Source organism: Paenibacillus ginsengarvi, assembly GCF_003626695.1.
GTDB lineage: Bacteria > Bacillota > Bacilli > Paenibacillales > NBRC-103111 > Paenibacillus_AB > Paenibacillus_AB ginsengarvi.
The window spans coordinates 39,917-57,248 of record NZ_RBAH01000005.1; the positions used below are offsets into that span (position 1 = coordinate 39,917).

The 17,332-nt window shown below is 55.3% G+C and carries 14 protein-coding genes and 1 riboswitch; of the genes, 10 read left to right on the top strand and 4 right to left on the bottom strand.

Annotated elements, in window-relative coordinates:
* Window positions 1–73: 73 nt before the first annotated feature.
* Both D7M11_RS08580 and dnaI read left to right on the top strand, forming a co-directional pair.
* Window positions 74–1,570, top strand: a complete 1,497-nt coding sequence (locus tag D7M11_RS08580) for a DnaD domain protein (protein WP_120746790.1) — start codon at window positions 74–76, stop codon at window positions 1,568–1,570.
* A 58-nt stretch (window positions 1,571–1,628) separates the two neighbouring features.
* Window positions 1,629–2,588, top strand: a complete 960-nt coding sequence (gene dnaI / locus D7M11_RS08585; protein WP_120746791.1) for a primosomal protein DnaI — start codon at window positions 1,629–1,631, stop codon at window positions 2,586–2,588.
* A gap of 102 nt (window positions 2,589–2,690) precedes the next feature.
* Here the strand turns inward: dnaI and D7M11_RS08590 are convergent, their stop codons facing one another.
* Together D7M11_RS08590 and D7M11_RS08595 are read right to left on the bottom strand one after the other, a co-directional pair.
* Window positions 2,691–4,034, bottom strand: a complete 1,344-nt coding sequence (locus D7M11_RS08590; RefSeq protein ID WP_120746792.1) for an ABC transporter substrate-binding protein — start codon at window positions 4,032–4,034, stop codon at window positions 2,691–2,693.
* Window positions 4,035–4,203: 169 nt separating this feature from the next.
* Window positions 4,204–4,338, bottom strand: coding sequence for a YqzM family protein (locus D7M11_RS08595; RefSeq protein WP_120746793.1), 135 nt, complete (start codon window positions 4,336–4,338; stop codon window positions 4,204–4,206).
* Window positions 4,339–4,619: 281 nt separating this feature from the next.
* Here D7M11_RS08595 and trxA point away from each other — a divergent pair, with 281 nt between their 5' ends.
* The gene (trxA, locus tag D7M11_RS08600) at window positions 4,620–4,937 is read left to right on the top strand and encodes a thioredoxin (protein WP_120746794.1); all 318 of its coding nucleotides are present in this window, start codon (window positions 4,620–4,622) and stop codon (window positions 4,935–4,937) included.
* 142 nt (window positions 4,938–5,079) lie between these two features.
* Entirely contained in the window at window positions 5,080–7,020 is a 1,941-nt protein-coding gene (gene uvrC / locus D7M11_RS08605) for an excinuclease ABC subunit UvrC (protein ID WP_120746795.1), read from the top strand.
* A 78-nt stretch (window positions 7,021–7,098) separates the two neighbouring features.
* Here the strand turns inward: uvrC and D7M11_RS08610 are convergent, their stop codons facing one another.
* Window positions 7,099–8,709 carry a CPBP family intramembrane glutamic endopeptidase gene (locus D7M11_RS08610; RefSeq protein WP_120746796.1) on the bottom strand — a complete coding sequence of 537 codons (1,611 nt, stop codon included), beginning with the start codon at window positions 8,707–8,709 and terminating at the stop codon, window positions 7,099–7,101.
* Between the two features lie 248 nt (window positions 8,710–8,957).
* Window positions 8,958–9,105: riboswitch (cyclic di-AMP (ydaO/yuaA leader) on the top strand.
* Between the two features lie 115 nt (window positions 9,106–9,220).
* Here D7M11_RS08610 and D7M11_RS08615 point away from each other — a divergent pair.
* From D7M11_RS08615 to D7M11_RS08625, 3 genes are read left to right on the top strand one after another with little or no spacing between them, the layout of a single operon-like run.
* Window positions 9,221–10,561: a TrkH family potassium uptake protein gene (locus D7M11_RS08615; RefSeq protein WP_120746797.1), complete on the top strand. Its 1,341-nt coding sequence runs from the start codon at window positions 9,221–9,223 to the stop codon at window positions 10,559–10,561.
* 15 nt (window positions 10,562–10,576) lie between these two features.
* Window positions 10,577–11,242, top strand: a complete 666-nt coding sequence (locus D7M11_RS08620; RefSeq protein WP_120746798.1) for a potassium channel family protein — start codon at window positions 10,577–10,579, stop codon at window positions 11,240–11,242.
* Between the two features lie 24 nt (window positions 11,243–11,266).
* Window positions 11,267–12,523 (top strand): cation:proton antiporter, encoded by a 1,257-nt coding sequence (locus tag D7M11_RS08625; protein ID WP_120746799.1) that lies wholly within the window; start codon window positions 11,267–11,269, stop codon window positions 12,521–12,523.
* A gap of 12 nt (window positions 12,524–12,535) precedes the next feature.
* On the opposite strand, the gene D7M11_RS08630 is transcribed toward D7M11_RS08625, so the two are convergent.
* Window positions 12,536–13,438 (bottom strand): LysR family transcriptional regulator, encoded by a 903-nt coding sequence (locus D7M11_RS08630; RefSeq protein WP_420817967.1) that lies wholly within the window; start codon window positions 13,436–13,438, stop codon window positions 12,536–12,538.
* A gap of 366 nt (window positions 13,439–13,804) precedes the next feature.
* On the opposite strand from D7M11_RS08630, the gene D7M11_RS08635 reads away from it, so the two are divergent.
* Genes D7M11_RS08635 through sdhB form a run of 3 tightly spaced genes read left to right on the top strand, consistent with a single transcriptional unit; the run spans window position 13,805 to window position 17,004 of the window.
* Window positions 13,805–14,470, top strand: coding sequence for a succinate dehydrogenase cytochrome b558 subunit (locus tag D7M11_RS08635; RefSeq protein ID WP_120746801.1), 666 nt, complete (start codon window positions 13,805–13,807; stop codon window positions 14,468–14,470).
* Window positions 14,471–14,486: 16 nt separating this feature from the next.
* On the top strand, window positions 14,487–16,247 hold the full coding sequence (gene sdhA, locus D7M11_RS08640) for a succinate dehydrogenase flavoprotein subunit (RefSeq protein ID WP_120746802.1): 1,761 nt from the start codon (window positions 14,487–14,489) through the stop codon (window positions 16,245–16,247).
* A 4-nt stretch (window positions 16,248–16,251) separates the two neighbouring features.
* The gene (sdhB, locus tag D7M11_RS08645; RefSeq protein ID WP_120746803.1) at window positions 16,252–17,004 is read left to right on the top strand and encodes a succinate dehydrogenase iron-sulfur subunit; all 753 of its coding nucleotides are present in this window, start codon (window positions 16,252–16,254) and stop codon (window positions 17,002–17,004) included.
* Window positions 17,005–17,332 lie beyond the last annotated feature (328 nt).

Consider the following 17,332-nt stretch of genomic DNA (forward strand, 5'->3'; position numbering starts at 1 on the left):
TTTGTGATAGAATAGAGAAACGGATTCGATCATCCGTCCGGATCTGCCTATGGCAAGGAATGGAGACACGTTCATGCGTATTACGAATCAGTTGCATTTTACGGAAAACCACCGGTTTTGCGTGTACCGGGATTTTTCGCTAAGCGGGCTCGATTACCGGATGTTGTCCGGCATCTATCAGCCGATGGTAGGCGGGCTCGCTATCAGCGTCTATCAGACGCTGTATCAGCAGGTAGCCGGAGACCGGACAGGCTTCTCGGAGCTGGAGCAGCAGCGGAAGCTATTTCTGGCTCTCGATCTGGAGCTCGGCGACCGGGGGCGCAAGATGCTCATCGAGATGTCCTCGAAGCTGGAGGCGATCGGGCTGCTGCAGTCGAACCGCAAATATTCGCCGGCATCCGACGATTACATGTACGAATATGTGCTGAGCGGGCCGCTTACGCCGCAGGAATTTTTCAAAAACCAGCATTTGGTCATGCTGCTTCACGATAAGGTAGGCAAGTACGCGGTATTGTCGCTGCGCGAGCAATTTTATTCGCCCGAACCCGAGGAGATGCAGCACCCCGGGTTATTGTCCGAAGATTTGTCCGTGCCGTTCTACGACATATTCCGGCTTAATACGCAGATGTTCGACCACGAGCTGGAGCAGGCGCTGCAGGAAACGGCGCCGTCGCGGGAAACCGAGCATCAGCTTGACGTGACGACGAAGGCGTTCCATTATAGCGATATTATTCAGCGGTTCCCCCGAGGCACGTCCCGCAATCGGCCATTCGTAGAAAATTTGCGTCACAACCCCGACCAAATGTTCGATATTAACAAGATCGCCCGCAAGTTCAACTTATCGCTCCGGGAAACGTGCAGACTGCTCGACGAGGACGGCATGTTCTCCGAGGACGGCAGGCTGGAGACGGATATGCTGCAGTACAAGGCCAATCTGTATTTCCGGCAGGACAAGGACCGGGAGCAGGAGCGGGAGCGAATGTTTCACAAAATCGCCGGCATGGCGAAGCCGGACCCGGTCGAACCGCTCGAGGAGAAGCCGGTCGAGATGGAATTTTATCTCGAGGTGCCGACGTTGTTTATAGGCCAGTGCAACCAGCATCAGTACAATCTGATCATGCGTAACGAACCGTATACGAGGGTGCTCGAGCGTTTTTTCCCGAAAGGCTCGGTGCCGAAAACCGTTTCCGAAATATTCGAAAAAATCGACGTCAATTACAAAATGCCGGATGAAGTCATCAATGTGATGATCCATCATCTGCACGTATACAAGGAATCGTCCTGGACGAAAAACTATATCGACACCGTGGCCTCCAACATGATGGCCAAAGGCGTCGGCAGCTACGAGCAAGCAGTCGCTTACATACGCGAACAGACGCTGAAGCGGAAGCAGCGAAACGCCAAAACGGACGGCAAGCTGACACCGCTCACCGGCAAAGGACGCGGCACCCGCCAGCAAAAACCGAAAATTGCCATCATCTCCGACATTCCGGCGACAAAGCCGGTCAGCGAGGAGAAGCTCGCGGAAATTCGCAGGCTGGCCCGGGAAATCGACGGGAAAGGCAATTGACGGACGGCAGGCAAACGATCTGAACTGAACGAAGAACGAAAGGAGCGTGCTTTTCCATATGGAATCGTTATCCGAAGCACTCGGCAATTGGCGCAATCTGTCGTTCGCCCGGAGGGCCGAGCAGAAGACGAAGCTGCTGCTGGAAGATCCGCTCGTTCAGAAGCTGCGCGCCGCTCATCCGGAGCTGGACGACCAGACGGTGAAGCTCCACATGAACAAGCTGTATCAGTATGTAACCGAGCACCGCAACTGCTCGAATTGTCCGGGGCTGGAGCTGTGCCCGAACGACTTCGAAGGCCATTATACGATGCTGGCGGTGGATACGTCCGGCGACCGGACCTATATTCACGACCGGAAGGTGTCTTGCCGGAAGCTGATTGCGAAGGAAGCTCAGGACACGATCCGCAGCCGGATTCGCAGCTTTTATATCGATAACGCGGCGCTTACGCACGGTTATTCGACCGATGAGATCGTCGATATCGACCCCGACCGGGTCGAGGCCGTCGGTGCCATTCTCAAATATATTCGCCGGACGCAGGACGAGGGCTTGCAGAAGCAAGGGCTGTACCTGGTAGGCCCGTTCGGCACGGGCAAAACGTTCCTGATGTGTTACATGCTGTACCAGCTCGCCAAAAGCGGCCGTACCGGCGTAATCGTGTATATGCCGGACTTCGTGGAAGATCTGAAGTCGATGTTTGCCGAGCCGCAGCAGATGAAGGAAACGATCGAGCTGTTGAAGGAGACCGATCTGCTCGTCTTCGACGACATCGGCGCGGAAAATTTGAGTCCGTGGGTGCGCGATCATGTGATGGGTGCGATCCTTAACTACCGGATGAATCGCAAGCCGACGTTTTTCACGTCCAATCATGAGCCGGACGAGCTGGAGAAGCATTTCAGCTTTACGAGCAAAGACGGGGACGAGGAATACAAAGGGCAGCGGATTATGGACCGGATTCGGCCGTTCGTGGACGTAATCGTTGTGAACGGGTCGAACAAGCGGGGAAGAGCGGGGAGCTGATCCCCGCTTTTTTGCGTTTGGCGGAACGTTTTCGGCAGCGCCGATTCCGAAGCACGACGGAAGTTTGATAAATAGCAGTCTTTGGAGCGGCTGGCTGCATGATTACTTCGATTTCGCTGCCGGGGAGTCCTCATGGATCGCGATCTGAGCCCGCTGCTGAAGCTGCTTCAAACCGTCCGTTACCGATTTTCGCTCATACAACATATGCGTGAATTCTTCGGTTACCATATCATTCAGCTTTCGCGCCAGCTCGGGGGAGAGAGTCGAGATGCTGATCGGCTTCGGCTTTTTTGCATAGAAAGGGTCAAGCTTGTGGCCGTCGATTGCGGTAATGGCGTCTTTGCGGATAGACAGCACGCCTGGCTTCGTCTTGATGAGTTCCGCAGCCATCTCCTGTCCTGTTACGAACTTCAGAAACTCCCATGCCACCTGCATATTCGGAGAGTCCTTCATAATCCCGAATAAGTCGGCCACTAGAAACGAAGATCCGCTCGGGCTGACCGGCTCGACGACGATATCGTAGTCAACGGCCGGAACACCGCTTACTCCCGGCGCTTCCCGGAGCGCCGCGAACAGGCTGGGGGTCGAGATCATCATCGCCGCCTCTCCGATAATGAACTTGCTGCGGCTGAGCGAATCCTCTTTCGTTTTGACCGGTTCTTCCGGCGGCAAATAAAAGGCGCCGCTGCGAAACGCGTTAACGGCTTCGCCGAAAGCCGTCTGAAAGGCGTCGGATGTAAATTTCGCTTCAGGCTGGTTGGAGCTGTACATGCTTACGCCCATGCCTGCTATATAGCTGCTCGCAAAGCTAGTCGGCGTCGAATAGTTCTGCAAGCCGTAAAGTCGTTTGCCCCCTTCGTCGCGGGAGATGCTTTTCGCCAGACTCATCATGCTTTGCCAGCTCATGCCGCCGGCCGGATACGGGAGTCCGAGACGGTCGAATATTTTCTTATTATAAAACAACGCCGCCGTTTGGAAGCTGGGGGACAGTGCGACCAGCCTGCCGTCCGTCGTATCGCGAATCGCCTCGAGCGCGTTCTCAGCAAATTGGCCCAGATCGAAGTTATCCTGCTTGACTAGCCCGGATAGATCTACCAGTTTTCCAGCTTTGTTCGTATCGGTTATCAGTGTCGGGCCGTATACGATATCGGGCTTTTTTTCCAAAATGGCGGCGTTTTCAAGAAACACCGTTTTTCCTCCGCTCGTTTGGACCATAGGGATGATTTCGATGTCTACATTCGGATTGAATTTTTTGAAGGTATTACCGTACTCTTTTGTGAACGACTGCTCGTTGAAGTAGGCGATCTTGAGCGTTTTCCTGGCAGGTTCGGGAGACTGCTGCGGAGGGAGATCGGGCGGTTTGCTTACGCAGCCGGCTGCCAGCAGCATAGCGGCGAGAATGGCCGCAATCGGGAAAGTCTGGCGGAAAGCGAACTTTGTTGGCATCAGGGGCAAAACTCCTTTTTGTTTTTTCCTTATCTCTAATTATATTATATTTTCCTTAATTTTGGTAATGGAGGATATTGTTCCTTGGAAGCGGACGCAAAAAAGCCCTTGCACCCAAAACGGGCGTAAGGACTTTTCTCCGATCTCAAACGGCGATGCCGTTTCATCATTACACGAACAGTTCGATAATCGTCGCCACAAGCGCGACCAGAAAGAAAAAGCCGAACGTAGCGCCAAAACCGATAGCAACGTCCATAAAGTCGTTTCTTGGTTCTTCGTTAACGTGCATTCTAGGATCAGTCATGCGAGGTTCCTCCCGGGCTAGGCAAAATTGGCTATGTTCAGTATACCGAATCGCCAGATGGGTTGTAAAGGAAAACAAGTGACAAATCTTCAAACTTTACTCGCCGATTTGCGAAAACGGCCGCTGGTAGCAGTTTGCCCGCGGACAACACACCGTATGCGCGGAATTAGTTTTCAGTTATGAAAGCATGGCGGGTTGTGGTATACTTTACATGCTGGACAATTTTCATTACAATAATTCAAGATACAAACTTTTTGTTAGTATGAGGAGGATGTTCCGACATGGCTATCGTTAGTGTTTCCGACCAATCGTTCAAGAACGAAGTCGAGAGCGGCGGTACGGTTCTTGTAGATTTCTGGGCTCCGTGGTGCGGACCTTGCAAAATGATCGCTCCGGTGCTGGAAGATTTGGATAAAGAAGTTGGCGAGCAATTGAAGATCGCAAAGGTGAACGTCGACGACAATCCGGAATCGGCTTCCCGTTTCGGCGTGATGAGCATTCCGACGCTGATCGTATTCAAAGACGGACAACCTGTCGACAAGGTCGTCGGTTTCCAGCCTAAGGATGCTTTGAAGAGCGTCGTAGGCCGTCATCTGTAAGCCGTACAGGATATCTGCGGAGCGGGATTGTGCGAACAGTCCCGCTCGTCGTATAATTGAATAGAGACGAACGAAGGTTCTGTTTCGCTATGGCGGCAGAGCTTTTTTTTGTATAGATGGCCGGAGAAGGAGAGGTAGAACCATGACGGAAGAGAGGGCCAAAGGGCGCGACAAGATCGCGGAGTCGATTAAGCGGAAGCTCGCGCTGCTGCCGGACAAGCCGGGCTGCTACCTGATGAAAAACCGGGATGGCACGATCATCTACGTCGGCAAAGCCAAGGTGCTCAAAAACCGCGTCCGCTCGTATTTTTCCGGCAGTCATGACGGGAAAACGCAGCGGCTCGTGGCGGAAATCCACGATTTCGAATATATCGTCACCGCGAGCAATATGGAGGCGCTCATTCTCGAGTGCAACCTGATCAAGCAGCATTATCCTCGCTATAACGTATTGCTGAAGGACGACAAGTCGTTTCCGTATATCAAAATTACGCACGAAGCGCATCCGCGCCTTGAAGTAACGCGCAAGGTGCTGAAGGATAAAGCGAAATATTTCGGCCCGTATCCGAATGCTTTTGCGGCGCAGCAAACGAAGAAGCTGCTGGACCGGCTGTATCCGCTTCGCAAATGCAGGACGATTCCGGATCGCGTCTGCCTGTACTACCATTTGGGCCAGTGTATTGCGCCGTGCGAGTACGAGGTGCCGGCCGGGGAATACGAGCGCATGGTGCAGGAAATATCGCGGTTTCTGAACGGCGGGCACGAGGCGATCAAGGCAGAGCTGATGCGCAAAATGCTTGCCGCCGCCGAAGAGCTCAATTTCGAGCGGGCGAAGGAGCTGCGCGATCAGATCGCGGGCATCGACGCGCTGATGGAGAAGCAGACGATAACGATGGCCGACGCCGTCGACCGCGACGTGTTCGGTTATGCCGTCGACAAGGGCTGGATGTGCGTGCAAATTTTGTACATGCGCCAGGGCAAGATGATCGAGCGGCACGTCTCGCTGTTCCCATACTACGGAGACGAATACGAAGATTTTATAACGTTCGTGACTCAGTATTACAGCGAAAATCCGGCGATGCCGAAGGAAGTGTTTTTGCCGGGCGAGCCGGGAGCGAAGGCGGACGAGGCGGATGAAGTCGCAGCCGCGTCCCAGGAGCAGGCGGCGGATGTGTCGCCGGCTGCGGAAGCAGCGAGCCCCGACAGCGAAACCGGCATGGCCGTCGCCGAGCTGCTGGAGAGCTGGCTGCGGATCAAGGTGCATCAGCCGCAGCGCGGCAAAAAGAAGCAGCTCGTAGGCATGGCCTGCGATAATGCGCGCGTGGCGCTGGAGGAAAAGTTCCGTCTGATCGAACGCGACGAGGAGCGTACGGTCAAGGCCGTCGAAGGGCTGGGAGAATGGATCGGACTCGGCACCGTTCGCCGCATCGAAGCATTCGATAACTCGAATATTCAAGGGACCGATCCCGTGTCGGCCATGGTCGTATTCGTAGACGGCAAGCCGGACCGGAAAGAATACCGGAAATACAAAATCCGGACCGTACGCGGCCCGGACGATTACGAAACGATGCGCGAGGTCATACGCCGCCGTTACGAGCGCGTGCTGAAGGAGCAGCTTACGCTGCCCGATCTGGTCGTCGTCGACGGAGGCAGGGGGCAAATATCGGCCGCCATCGACGTGCTGGAAAACGAGCTGGGCCTGTACATCCCGGTCTGCGGACTCGTCAAGGACGCGAAGCACAAAACGGCACAGCTCATGATGGGCGATCCGCCGGAAATCGTGCCGATTCCGCGGGACAGCCAGGAGTTTTACCTGCTCCAGCGCATTCAGGAGGAGGTGCACCGGTTTGCGATCACGTTTCACCGTGAAACGCGGGCGAAATCGATGGTCGTCTCGCAGCTGGATTCGATCCCGGGTATCGGAGAGAAGCGGCGCAAGCTGCTGCTGAAGCATTTCGGCTCGATGAAAAAAATCAAGGAAGCGTCCGTCGACGATTTTCGCCAGTTAGGCATCGGCGACAAGCTGGCCCGCGATATACTGGCCGCGCTGCACGGTCCGGACGAAGAAGCGGATCGTGCCGAATAATATAAGGCAAAAAATAACGGAACCCGGTTAAAACCGGTTCCGTTATTTCGCGTCGAGTTTCCATTTGCGTTCCGCCGCTTAGGTTAAGCTGGCCGTATCCGGCCGTCTGCGCAGGGCCGCCCTGTGCAGCCTCCAGATGATCCAAGCCACGATGGCCGGCAGGACGATGTAGAACAAGCCGAGTGTTATGTAAGCGGGCGAGCCCAAGTTCATTAGCGAGAAGCTCATAAGCAGGCTGTCCATGATCGCATGGGTGAATAGCACGGTAGCGAAGCCGAACTTCAGAAACACATAGCCGAGAATAATCCCGAGCAGCGTCACCTCGATAAACCGCGTATATACCGGGTAGATCGGGTACTGGGTATGGCTGAACGCCCAGATCATGCTGGGGAACAGCACGGCAAGGAACGTGCTGCGCAGCAGCTTCTTGAATAGGGCGATGCCGAAAAAGCGGTATATCGCTTCTTCGGAAATAGCCGCCGTCCAGGCCATAAGCGGAAACAGCCCGGGCCGGAGCAAATTGTACATCGATCCGGACGGATCGTTCACCGACCACATATCGAACCGGTTCTCGGCAATGAAGAAGAGCAGCGATTGCAGGCCGAGCATCAAACAGGCGAGCAGGTAGCCCCGCTTCATGCCGGCAAATGTGTCCTCGCCGAAGGAAGGCTCGCGCCAGCGTGTCCAGTTCCCCATGCCGAGGTCGCGCCACAGCGGCTGTCCGGCGGCGAGCGAGAAGTAGCCGACGACTCCCATGACGGCTACAACGACGTTCATGAGCATAACCATGCCGAAGGAGGAGTCGGCGGCCAGGAACGGATCGTTCCCCGGCGAGCCGAGCGTTTTGAATGCGGGCACCATGTTGAAGTTGTTGATCCAGTAGATGACGAGAAACGTAAATGTCAGCCAGAGACCACGGACGAAGGCAATCCTTTTGCGGTGAATCACCATTAGCACGATGGCCGTGAGGCCCATAATCGCCGACAAAATCATGTTTAGCCCGGTCATCGACGAGGAGGCTCGATCCTGCCGCTGCACCCAGGCCGAATGGCTGTCCGGTACCCGAATCTCGGTCCGGTACGCCGTAACCTCGCCGCCGCGAATCTCCACGATTTCCCTCAGTTTCGCCTCCCCGAGCCGCGCGGTCCGATGCTCGAACGCAAACTGGTAAGGGGCCGCGCTGTTCGGCAGCAGCATCTGATACTGCTCCAGCGGCTTGCCCGCCTTCTCCAGATACGTCTCGGCGATCCGTCTTCCATCGCGGACGTTTGGGGCCGGGGCGCCGCTGCGCTTTTGCCAGCCGATCACTTCGCCGCTTGTCATGTTCACATAGGCCAAATACGCCGTTTTGCCGCCGCTTCCGAGCTCAACCTGATAATAATCGACCGGCACGCGGTCTTTGTAGGACGTGTTGTATTCACGGACGAGCCGCTCCTTCTGCACATAACCGCTAAGCAGTTGATCGGACTGATAGATCACCTGGGTCGCTTGCACGGGAACGCTACTCAGCGCGCCAATATAGGCTTCGACCGCCGCAGCGGCTGCCTGCTTCGAAATTTCGGGATGCGTTTCGACGATAACGCGGTTTTCGTTTTTTTCCGTCATCTGGGGCCACCAGTTGGTCACAACGAACAGGATGATGCCGATGACCGCCAAAGTCCCGAGCCGGAATAAGTGCTGTTGTCCCAATGCAGACCGCCCCCTATTTTTTTCTACCGTAACACACTTTTTTTCGAAATGCCACTTAGGATGCTTAACGAAAATCGGCGGAATTCCGTTAAAGCTTCATAATCGGAAGCAACAAAGGTGTGGACAACGAAAACGGCCGGACAGCTTCTCTATTTTGACTTAAGCCGTGTTTTCAAACCGATTTTCAACAAAAAACGGCTTTGTACTGTTTCGCTTGCGGGATTATAATCACTTCGTCAGCCAAAATCAACCATAACGAGCCGAATTTCTTTATGAAAACGGGGGAACCATGTATTGTGGGGTGAATTTCGCGAGGGCGCCGGAAGGCGTCTGCGAATAGGGTGCCTAACAACCCGAATCCGTCAGCTAACCTCGTAGGCTCCAGTCAGGAAACCAGATTCGCTAAAGCGGCATTGGATTTCCAGTGCCTTTTTTTGCTGTTTTCGAAAACGGTTTTCTTCTGGAACCGCGTGATACGCGCCGCTTGTTAACCCATCCGAGGTGAATCGATCTGAAACGCAAACCCATTCTAGAGCGGCTGACTCCGCCGCAAATTCTCGTCATCGGTTTTGCCGCCATTATTCTAATCGGCGGGATTCTGCTTTCGCTTCCCGTATCGAGCACGAACGGGCAAGGACTGCCGTTTATCGACGCTTTGTTCACGGCTACGTCCGCCACCTGCGTGACCGGACTCGTCGTCGTCGATACGGGCACCTATTTTACCACATTCGGTCAAGTCGTCCTTATGGCGCTCATCCAGGTAGGCGGCCTCGGCTTCATGACGATGTCCACGCTGATCGCTCTTGTGCTGCGCAAGCGGATCTCGCTGCGGGAGCGGCTTATTTTGCAGGAAGCGCTCAATCAAGGCTCGATGGAGGGGATCATCCGGCTTATCCGCAAGGTGCTGGTGTATTCGCTGACGATCGAGCTGGTGGCCGCGCTGCTGTTCGCCATCCGCTGGTCGTTCGATTTCCCGGTCGGCGAGGCGATCTACCGGGGGATGTTTCACGCCATATCGATGTTTAATAATGCGGGCTTCGACTTGTCCGGAGAGTTTCGCAGCCTGATGCCGTATGCGGACGATGCGCTGATCAATGTCGTCGCGATGATGCTGATCGTGCTGGGCGGGATCGGTTTTATCGTTATGTCCGACGTGATGGATTACCGGGTAAAGCGGCGGTTGTCGCTGCATTCGAAAGTTGTGCTCAGCATGACCGGATTCCTGATCGTATTCGGGGCGATCGTCATCTTCCTGTTCGAATATTCGAATCCGCGCACGCTCGGACAGCTTGACGGAAGCGGCAAAGTGCTGGCGGCTTTCTTTCAATCCGTCACGCCGCGTACGGCAGGGGCGAATACGGTCGATATCGGGGGACTGCGCCAGGCGACGCAATTTTTCATCATCATCCTGATGTTTATCGGCGCTTCCCCGGGATCGACGGGAGGCGGTATCAAAACGACGACGTTTACGACGCTGATCGGTGCGATGATCGCGATGATGCGGGGCAAAGAGGATATCGTCCTGTTTCATAGCCGGCTCGCCAAAGACCGGATTTACAAAGCGATTACGCTTACGCTGTTCGCTATTTTTCTAGTCGTTATTGTGGCGATGGTTTTATCGACGACCGAGGACCATCCCTTTTTGATGATTTTGTTCGAGGTGACTTCGGCATTCGGCACGGTTGGGCTATCGATGGGGCTGACGCCCGATCTGACCGTCTTCGGCAAAATCCTGATCATGCTGACCATGTTCGCGGGAAGGCTGGGGCCGATTACGCTCGCCTACGCGCTGCAGCCGAAACCGGAAAAAGAACTATACCGGCATCCGGAAGGCAAAATCATAATCGGATAGGAGTTAATGGTTACTATGAAAATGAAACAATTTGCCGTAATCGGTCTGGGGCGGTTCGGCTCGAGTCTCGCGAAAGAGCTCGTCAATCAGGATCTGGAGGTGCTCGGGATCGACCGTGACGAGGAAGCCGTCCAGGAGATGGTCGACGTTCTCACGCATACGATCGTGGCCGATTCTACGGAGGAGGAGACGCTGCGTTCGATCGGCATCCGCAATTTTGACTGCGTCATCGTATCGATCGGCGACGACATTCAAGCCAGCATCATGACGGCGATTCTGCTGAAAGATCTCGGCGTGAAGACCGTTGTCGCCAAAGCGCTCACGGAGCTGCACGGCAAAGTGCTTGAGCGGCTCGGCGTCGACCGGGTCATTTACCCCGAGCGGGATATGGGCATCCGCGTCGCCCACCAGCTGGCGAATCCGAATCTGCTCGATTATATCGAGCTGTCTAAGGACTACACAGTCGCTGAGATTTCGGTGCCCGGCAGACTGAACGGCGTATCGCTCAAGGAGCTTGATCCGCGCGCGAGGTACGGGTGCAGCATCGTCGCCATCAACAAGAAGAATGGCGTTATTATCGCGCCTGCGGCTACCGATGTAATTAACGAGCGCGATGTGATGGTCATTATCGGAACGAATAAGCAGATCGAATCGTTCGAGGAAGATTTGGCCGATTTCTAATCGGTTGCCGGAGGAGGCGCGTAAATGGAGAACGGAACCGAAGTCGTCATTTTTCATGTCCTATTTTTGCTCGTTCTCATTTTTACGCTCGGGATGGTATCCGGCAAGCTGGCTTCCGTGCTGAAAGTTCCCGACGTCGCCTTGTTCCTGGTTGCCGGGATCGTCGTTGGCGGAGGGCTGCACCTTGTAAACGAAGCGAGCACTTCGTTCACCAACCAGTTTATTCTGACCGTCGGTTCGGCGCTTATCCTGTTTGACGGAGGGCGCAACATCAAGCTGTCCGGACTGAAGAAGGTGTGGGTTACGCTCACGATGCTGAGCGTGCCGGGCGTCCTTCTGACGGCGGGCTGCGTGGCGGCCGCATCGCACTACATTCTCGGCCTGCCGTGGATGTATGCGCTGCTGCTCGGAGCGATCATCAGCTCGACGGACCCGGCGACGATCATCCCGGTGTTCCGCCAAGTGCGCATCCGCGACAAGGTGCGGGAAACGGTGGAGAGCGAATCGGCGTTTAACGATGCAACCGGATCGATTTTGACGTTTTCGGTGCTGGCTGTCATTCTCGGAACGAAACAGGTAACGATGGCGGGGGCGGCAGCCGATTTTGCCCGCTCGGCGGCGGGAGGCATCGGTGTCGGGCTGGCGATCGGTTTTGCCTTTACGTTTCTGGTTGCGCATTTCCGCATCGGCTTTTTGCGTGAGTATACGACGATCGCCATGGTAGTGACCGCGCTCGGGGCTTATTTGCTCGGGGAGCAGCTTCACGTCAGCGGCTTCATGGCGACGTTTACGGCCGGCCTCATATGGGGCAATTCGCAAACGTTCGGCATGAAGATGGAAGACAAGCTGCACGAGATGGCCCATTTCTCGGATAACATCACGGTCATCATGCGGATGCTCATTTTTATGCTGCTCGGCAGTCAAGTGAACTTCCGCGTCGTGTTCGATTATTTGCTGCCGAGCTTGGCGGTTATTGCCATCTTTATGCTCGTCGCCCGGCCGTTAACCGTATTTCTATGCGCCTTGCCCGACCGTAGGGCGAAGTGGGAGCGCAACGAGCTGCTGTTTATGTCCTGGGTGCGGGAAACCGGCGTCATTCCGGCCGCCCTGTCCGGGATGATCGCGGGTGCGGGAATTGCCCACGCAGACGTTATCTCGGCCGTGACGTTTTTGGCGATTCTGATGACGATTGTCGTGCAGGCGAGCACGACGGCTTATGCGGCTCGCAAGCTCGGGCTGGAACTAGGAGAACACGACGGTCATGGCGGCGCTTCCGGATAGAACCTTCGCCGTCTAAGGAAGCACGGCGCCGCCCGTCGAGAAATGCTCCTTCGCCTTCCAGATCCAATCCCGCGTTGAGACGTTAAGCGCCAGCTCTCGTCCGAACAGAAGCGATGTAGTGCGGGTCGTCATCTGCAGCTCGGGAATGTTGCGCAGCACGAGCCCGTTGTTGTCCAGCGCCGTTTGCCGCAAATACGATTTCGGCAGCAGCGTAGCCACATTGCAGGTCGGGACCAGGCGCAAAATCGCCTCGAAGGAATCGATCTCCATCTTCACATCCGGATACACCGTATAACGGTGGAACAGCTCATCCATCAGGATGCGGTACCACGTCCCTTTGGAAAACAAGATCATCGGCAAGTCCTGAAGCTCGCCGATCTCGATGCCCGGCTTCTCCGCCCAGCGATGATTCGCGGGAAGAAGGAGGCACAGATGATCGTCGAACAGTGGAATACAGGTCAGATCGGGATTATCGATTTTGGACGCAACGAGTCCGAGGTCGATTTTATTTTCTTTGACGAGACTTACAATTTCGTGCGTTTTGCCGGTTATCGCCTTGATGTCCGTGTCGGGAAAATCGCGGGTATACAGCGTGATCAGATCCGGCAGCGTCGACTGGAGTGTCGTCAGGCTCGCTCCGATCGTTATGCTTTTATAGGAAGAATGATGCTCGGTAATGCGCTGCATCAGCTTATGCTCCATCTCGCGCATCTCCAAAGCGTGCTCGTAGCAGATTTGGCCCAGCCGGGTAAGCTCAAGCTTCTTGCCTTTCCGCTCGAACAGCAGAATACCGAGCCCCTCCTCCAATTGAGCGATCTTGCGGGACAGCGCCGGCTGGGAAATGTTCAGCGCCTGGGCGGCGCGGTTCAAGCTGCCGTGCTCCACGACGGAGGGAAGCACGTCCATATTGGGCAGCATCCATCGTCACCTCTTCCTCCAATTTTTCTTTCATTAATAAGAGTTCATTATTAAGAGTCATTAATAAGGGTACATAGTAAGTATACTTCTTCTTATGCATAAAACGAATAACTGGATATAAAAAAACGGCACTTCCATTATAAGAGCAATCAGAGTAACATGATAGCTGTCAAGATAAGCAAAAAGTTCGAACATTGTTCACAACCCGGGTTTAAACAGGCTTCGCTATGGCAAAATAAGTTTGTACGCGCTTTTTGTCACAAACGTTCACATTTTGTTGACGCTTGTATCGCTCGGGAGTACAATGAGAGATGGTTTGTTTTGCACACGTTGTCATATTTCTCTAGGGGGGACTACGTTTCCATGACCGGTAATTCCTATTACTACCGAAAGCTGCATTCTTTGCTCGGGGTAATACCTGTAGGCTTCTTTCTGGTCGAGCATCTGATTACGAACTATGAAGCGTTTAATGGCGGACATCAAGGATTTATCGATTCCGTACGGTGGTTGAACAGCTTGCCTCTCGTCTTCTTCTTGGAGCTGTTCGGCATATGGCTGCCGATCCTGTACCACGGCGTCTACGGGCTTTACGTCGCATTCCAGTCGAACAACAACGTAGGCCGCTACGGCTATTACCGCAATCTGATGTTTACGCTCCAGCGGGTGACAGGCGTCGTGACGCTCATTTTCATCGCGTGGCACTTTTTCACGACCCGGTTCCAAGTCACTTTGGGCAACCAAACGCACGATTCCTTGGGCGTGCTCATGCATGAGGTTTTCACAACCCCAGCGTACTTCACCATGTACCTGATCGGCGTTCTGGCGGCAACGTTCCACTTTACGAACGGCATGTGGTCGTTCCTCGTCAGTTGGGGTATTACGGTCGGTCCTCGCGCACAACGCGTGTCGAGCGTTATCTGGATGGGCGTATTCGTTATCATGTCCATCATGTTCATTCTGTCGATGGTAGCTTTCACGGACGCGTCGTTCTCGGATACGTCGGTGCTGGATGCCGCAGGCAAACATTAAGGAGGAGTGAACTGCAGTGGCAAATTCCAAAGTTATTGTCGTCGGCGGCGGGCTTGCCGGACTGATGGCTACAATAAAAGCGGCCGAAGCCGGGGTTCACGTTGACCTCTTCTCATTGGTTCCGGTTAAACGTTCCCACTCCGTGTGCGCGCAGGGCGGCATTAACGGGGCGGTTAATACGAAAGGCGAAGGCGATTCCCCGTGGGAGCACTTCGATGATACGGTATACGGCGGCGACTTCCTCGCCAACCAGCCTCCCGTCAAAGCAATGTGCGACGCGGCGCCGGGCATTATCCACCTGATGGACCGGATGGGCGTTATGTTCAGCCGGACGCCGGAAGGCCTGCTTGACTTCCGCCGCTTCGGCGGAACGCAGTATCACCGCACCGCATTCGCGGGTGCGACGACGGGCCAGCAGCTGCTGTACGCGCTCGACGAGCAGGTACGCCGCTGGGAAACGGAAGGGCTCGTAACCAAGTACGAGCATTGGGAATTCACATCAGTTGTGATCGACGACGACGGCGTATGCCGCGGCGTAAGCGCGCAAAGCCTGCGCAGCATGGAAATTCAGACGTTCCGCGCCGATGCGGTCATTCTGGCGTCCGGCGGTCCCGGCATCATTTTCGGCAAAACGACGAACTCGGTTATCAATACGGGGACGGCGGCGAGCGCCGTTTACCAGCAAGGGGTCAACTACGCGAACGGCGAGTTCATCCAGATTCACCCGACGGCGATTCCGGGCGACGACAAGCTGCGTCTCATGTCCGAGTCGGCGCGCGGCGAAGGCGGACGGATCTGGACGTACAAGGACGGCAAGCCGTGGTACTTCCTCGAAGAAAAATATCCGGCCTACGGAAACCTCGTGCCGCGCGATATCGCGACGCGGGAAATCTTCCACGTCTGCGTAGACGAGAAGCTCGGCATTAACGGCGAGAACATGGTATACCTCGATCTGTCGCATAAAGATCCGAAGGAGCTGGACGTAAAGCTCGGCGGCATTATCGAAATCTACGAGAAGTTTATGGGCGACGACCCGCGGAAAATTCCGATGAAAATTTTCCCGGCCGTTCACTATTCGATGGGCGGCATGTGGGTCGACTACAACCAGATGACGAACATTCCGGGCTTGTTCGCCGCCGGCGAATGCGATTACCAATACCATGGCGCGAACCGTCTCGGAGCCAACTCGCTGCTGTCGGCCATTTTCGGCGGCATGGTAGCCGGGCCGAAGGCGATCGAATATATTAAAGGCTTGAAGAAGTCCTCGGAAGACGTAGCAAGCAGCGTATTCGACCGCGAAGCGAAAAGAAACGTGGACAAGTACGAGAAGCTGCTGAAGATGGACGGCACGGAGAACGCGTACGTGCTGCATAAAGAGCTGGGCGAATGGATGACGAACAACATGACGGTTGTCCGCACGAACGCCAAGCTGAAGGAAACGATCAACAAGATCAAGGAACTGAAAGGCCGCTACCAAAAAATCAACATGACCGATACGGCGCGCTGGAACAACCAAGGCGTCGCCTTCACCCGCCAGCTGTGGAACATGCTCGAGCTGTCCGAAGCGATGACGCTCGGCGCCCTGATGCGCGACGAAAGCCGCGGTGCGCACTACAAGCCGGAGTTCCCGGAGCGGAACGACGAGCAGTTCATGAAGACGACGCTCGCCACATGGACGCCGGACGGACCGCAAATTTCGTACGAGGACGTCGACGTTTCCTTGATCGAGCCGCGCAAGCGCGATTATACGACGAACAAGAAGACGGGAGGTCACTGATCCAATGGCTGAGACGAAAACAATCAAGCTGGTAGTCACTCGTCAGGACGGCCCGGATTCGCAGCCGTATACGCAAGAGTTCGAGATTCCTTACCGTCCGAACATGAACGTCATTAGCGCGCTCATGGAAATTCAGCGCAATCCGAAGACGGCCGGGGGCGACAAAACGACTCCGGTGTGCTGGGAATCGAACTGTCTCGAGGAAGTGTGCGGCGCCTGCTCGATGGTGATCAACGGCAAGCCGCGTCAGGCGTGCTCGGCGCTGATCGACCAGTTGGAGCAGCCGGTGCGCGTGGCGCCGATGCGGACGTTCCCGGTCGTGCGCGACCTGGTCATCAACCGCGAACGCATGTTTAACGCGCTCAAGCGCGTTAAAGCCTGGATTCCGATCGACGGTACGTACGATCTCGGTCCTGGACCGCGTTTGGCGGAGTCGAAGCGGCAATGGGCGTACGAGCTGTCGAAATGCATGACGTGCGGCGTCTGCCTCGAAGCGTGCCCGAACGTCAACGACCGTTCCAGCTTTATCGGCCCAGCGCCGATCTCGCAAGCACGTTTGTTCAACACGCACCCGACAGGGGAGATGAACAAGCACGAGCGTCTGGAGGCGCTGATGGAGGACGGCGGCATCGAGGGCTGCGGCAACTCGCAGAACTGCGTCCGCTCCTGTCCGAAAGGCATTCCGCTTACGACGTCGATTGCGGCAATCAACGCGGAAACGACGAAGCATCTGTTCAAAAAATGGCTCGGCATGTAAGCCGGCTTTCCTAAAGCTAGCGCCGCTGGCAAGTAGCGGATATGAGCGGAAAGCAGCTAAATGCTGGACCTGAATATTCATGTCAAAAGACGCTTCCATCCCCACGTTTACAGTGGTTTTGGAAGCGTCTTTGCCTATCGTCTGGGCTTGTTTCGTTCGCATCCCCTTTGGGGATGGCCCCTTTCTATTCGGTTTTGCGACGGCGTAACCAGCGGACACGGGCTGAAGGAGCAGATGTCGGCGTCAGGAGTGAGTTGGTTTAGCTTAAGAGTCTTTGAAGGTGTTATCCTACCTTTACTTGGGCCGTGAGCAGGCATAGCAGTCTTTG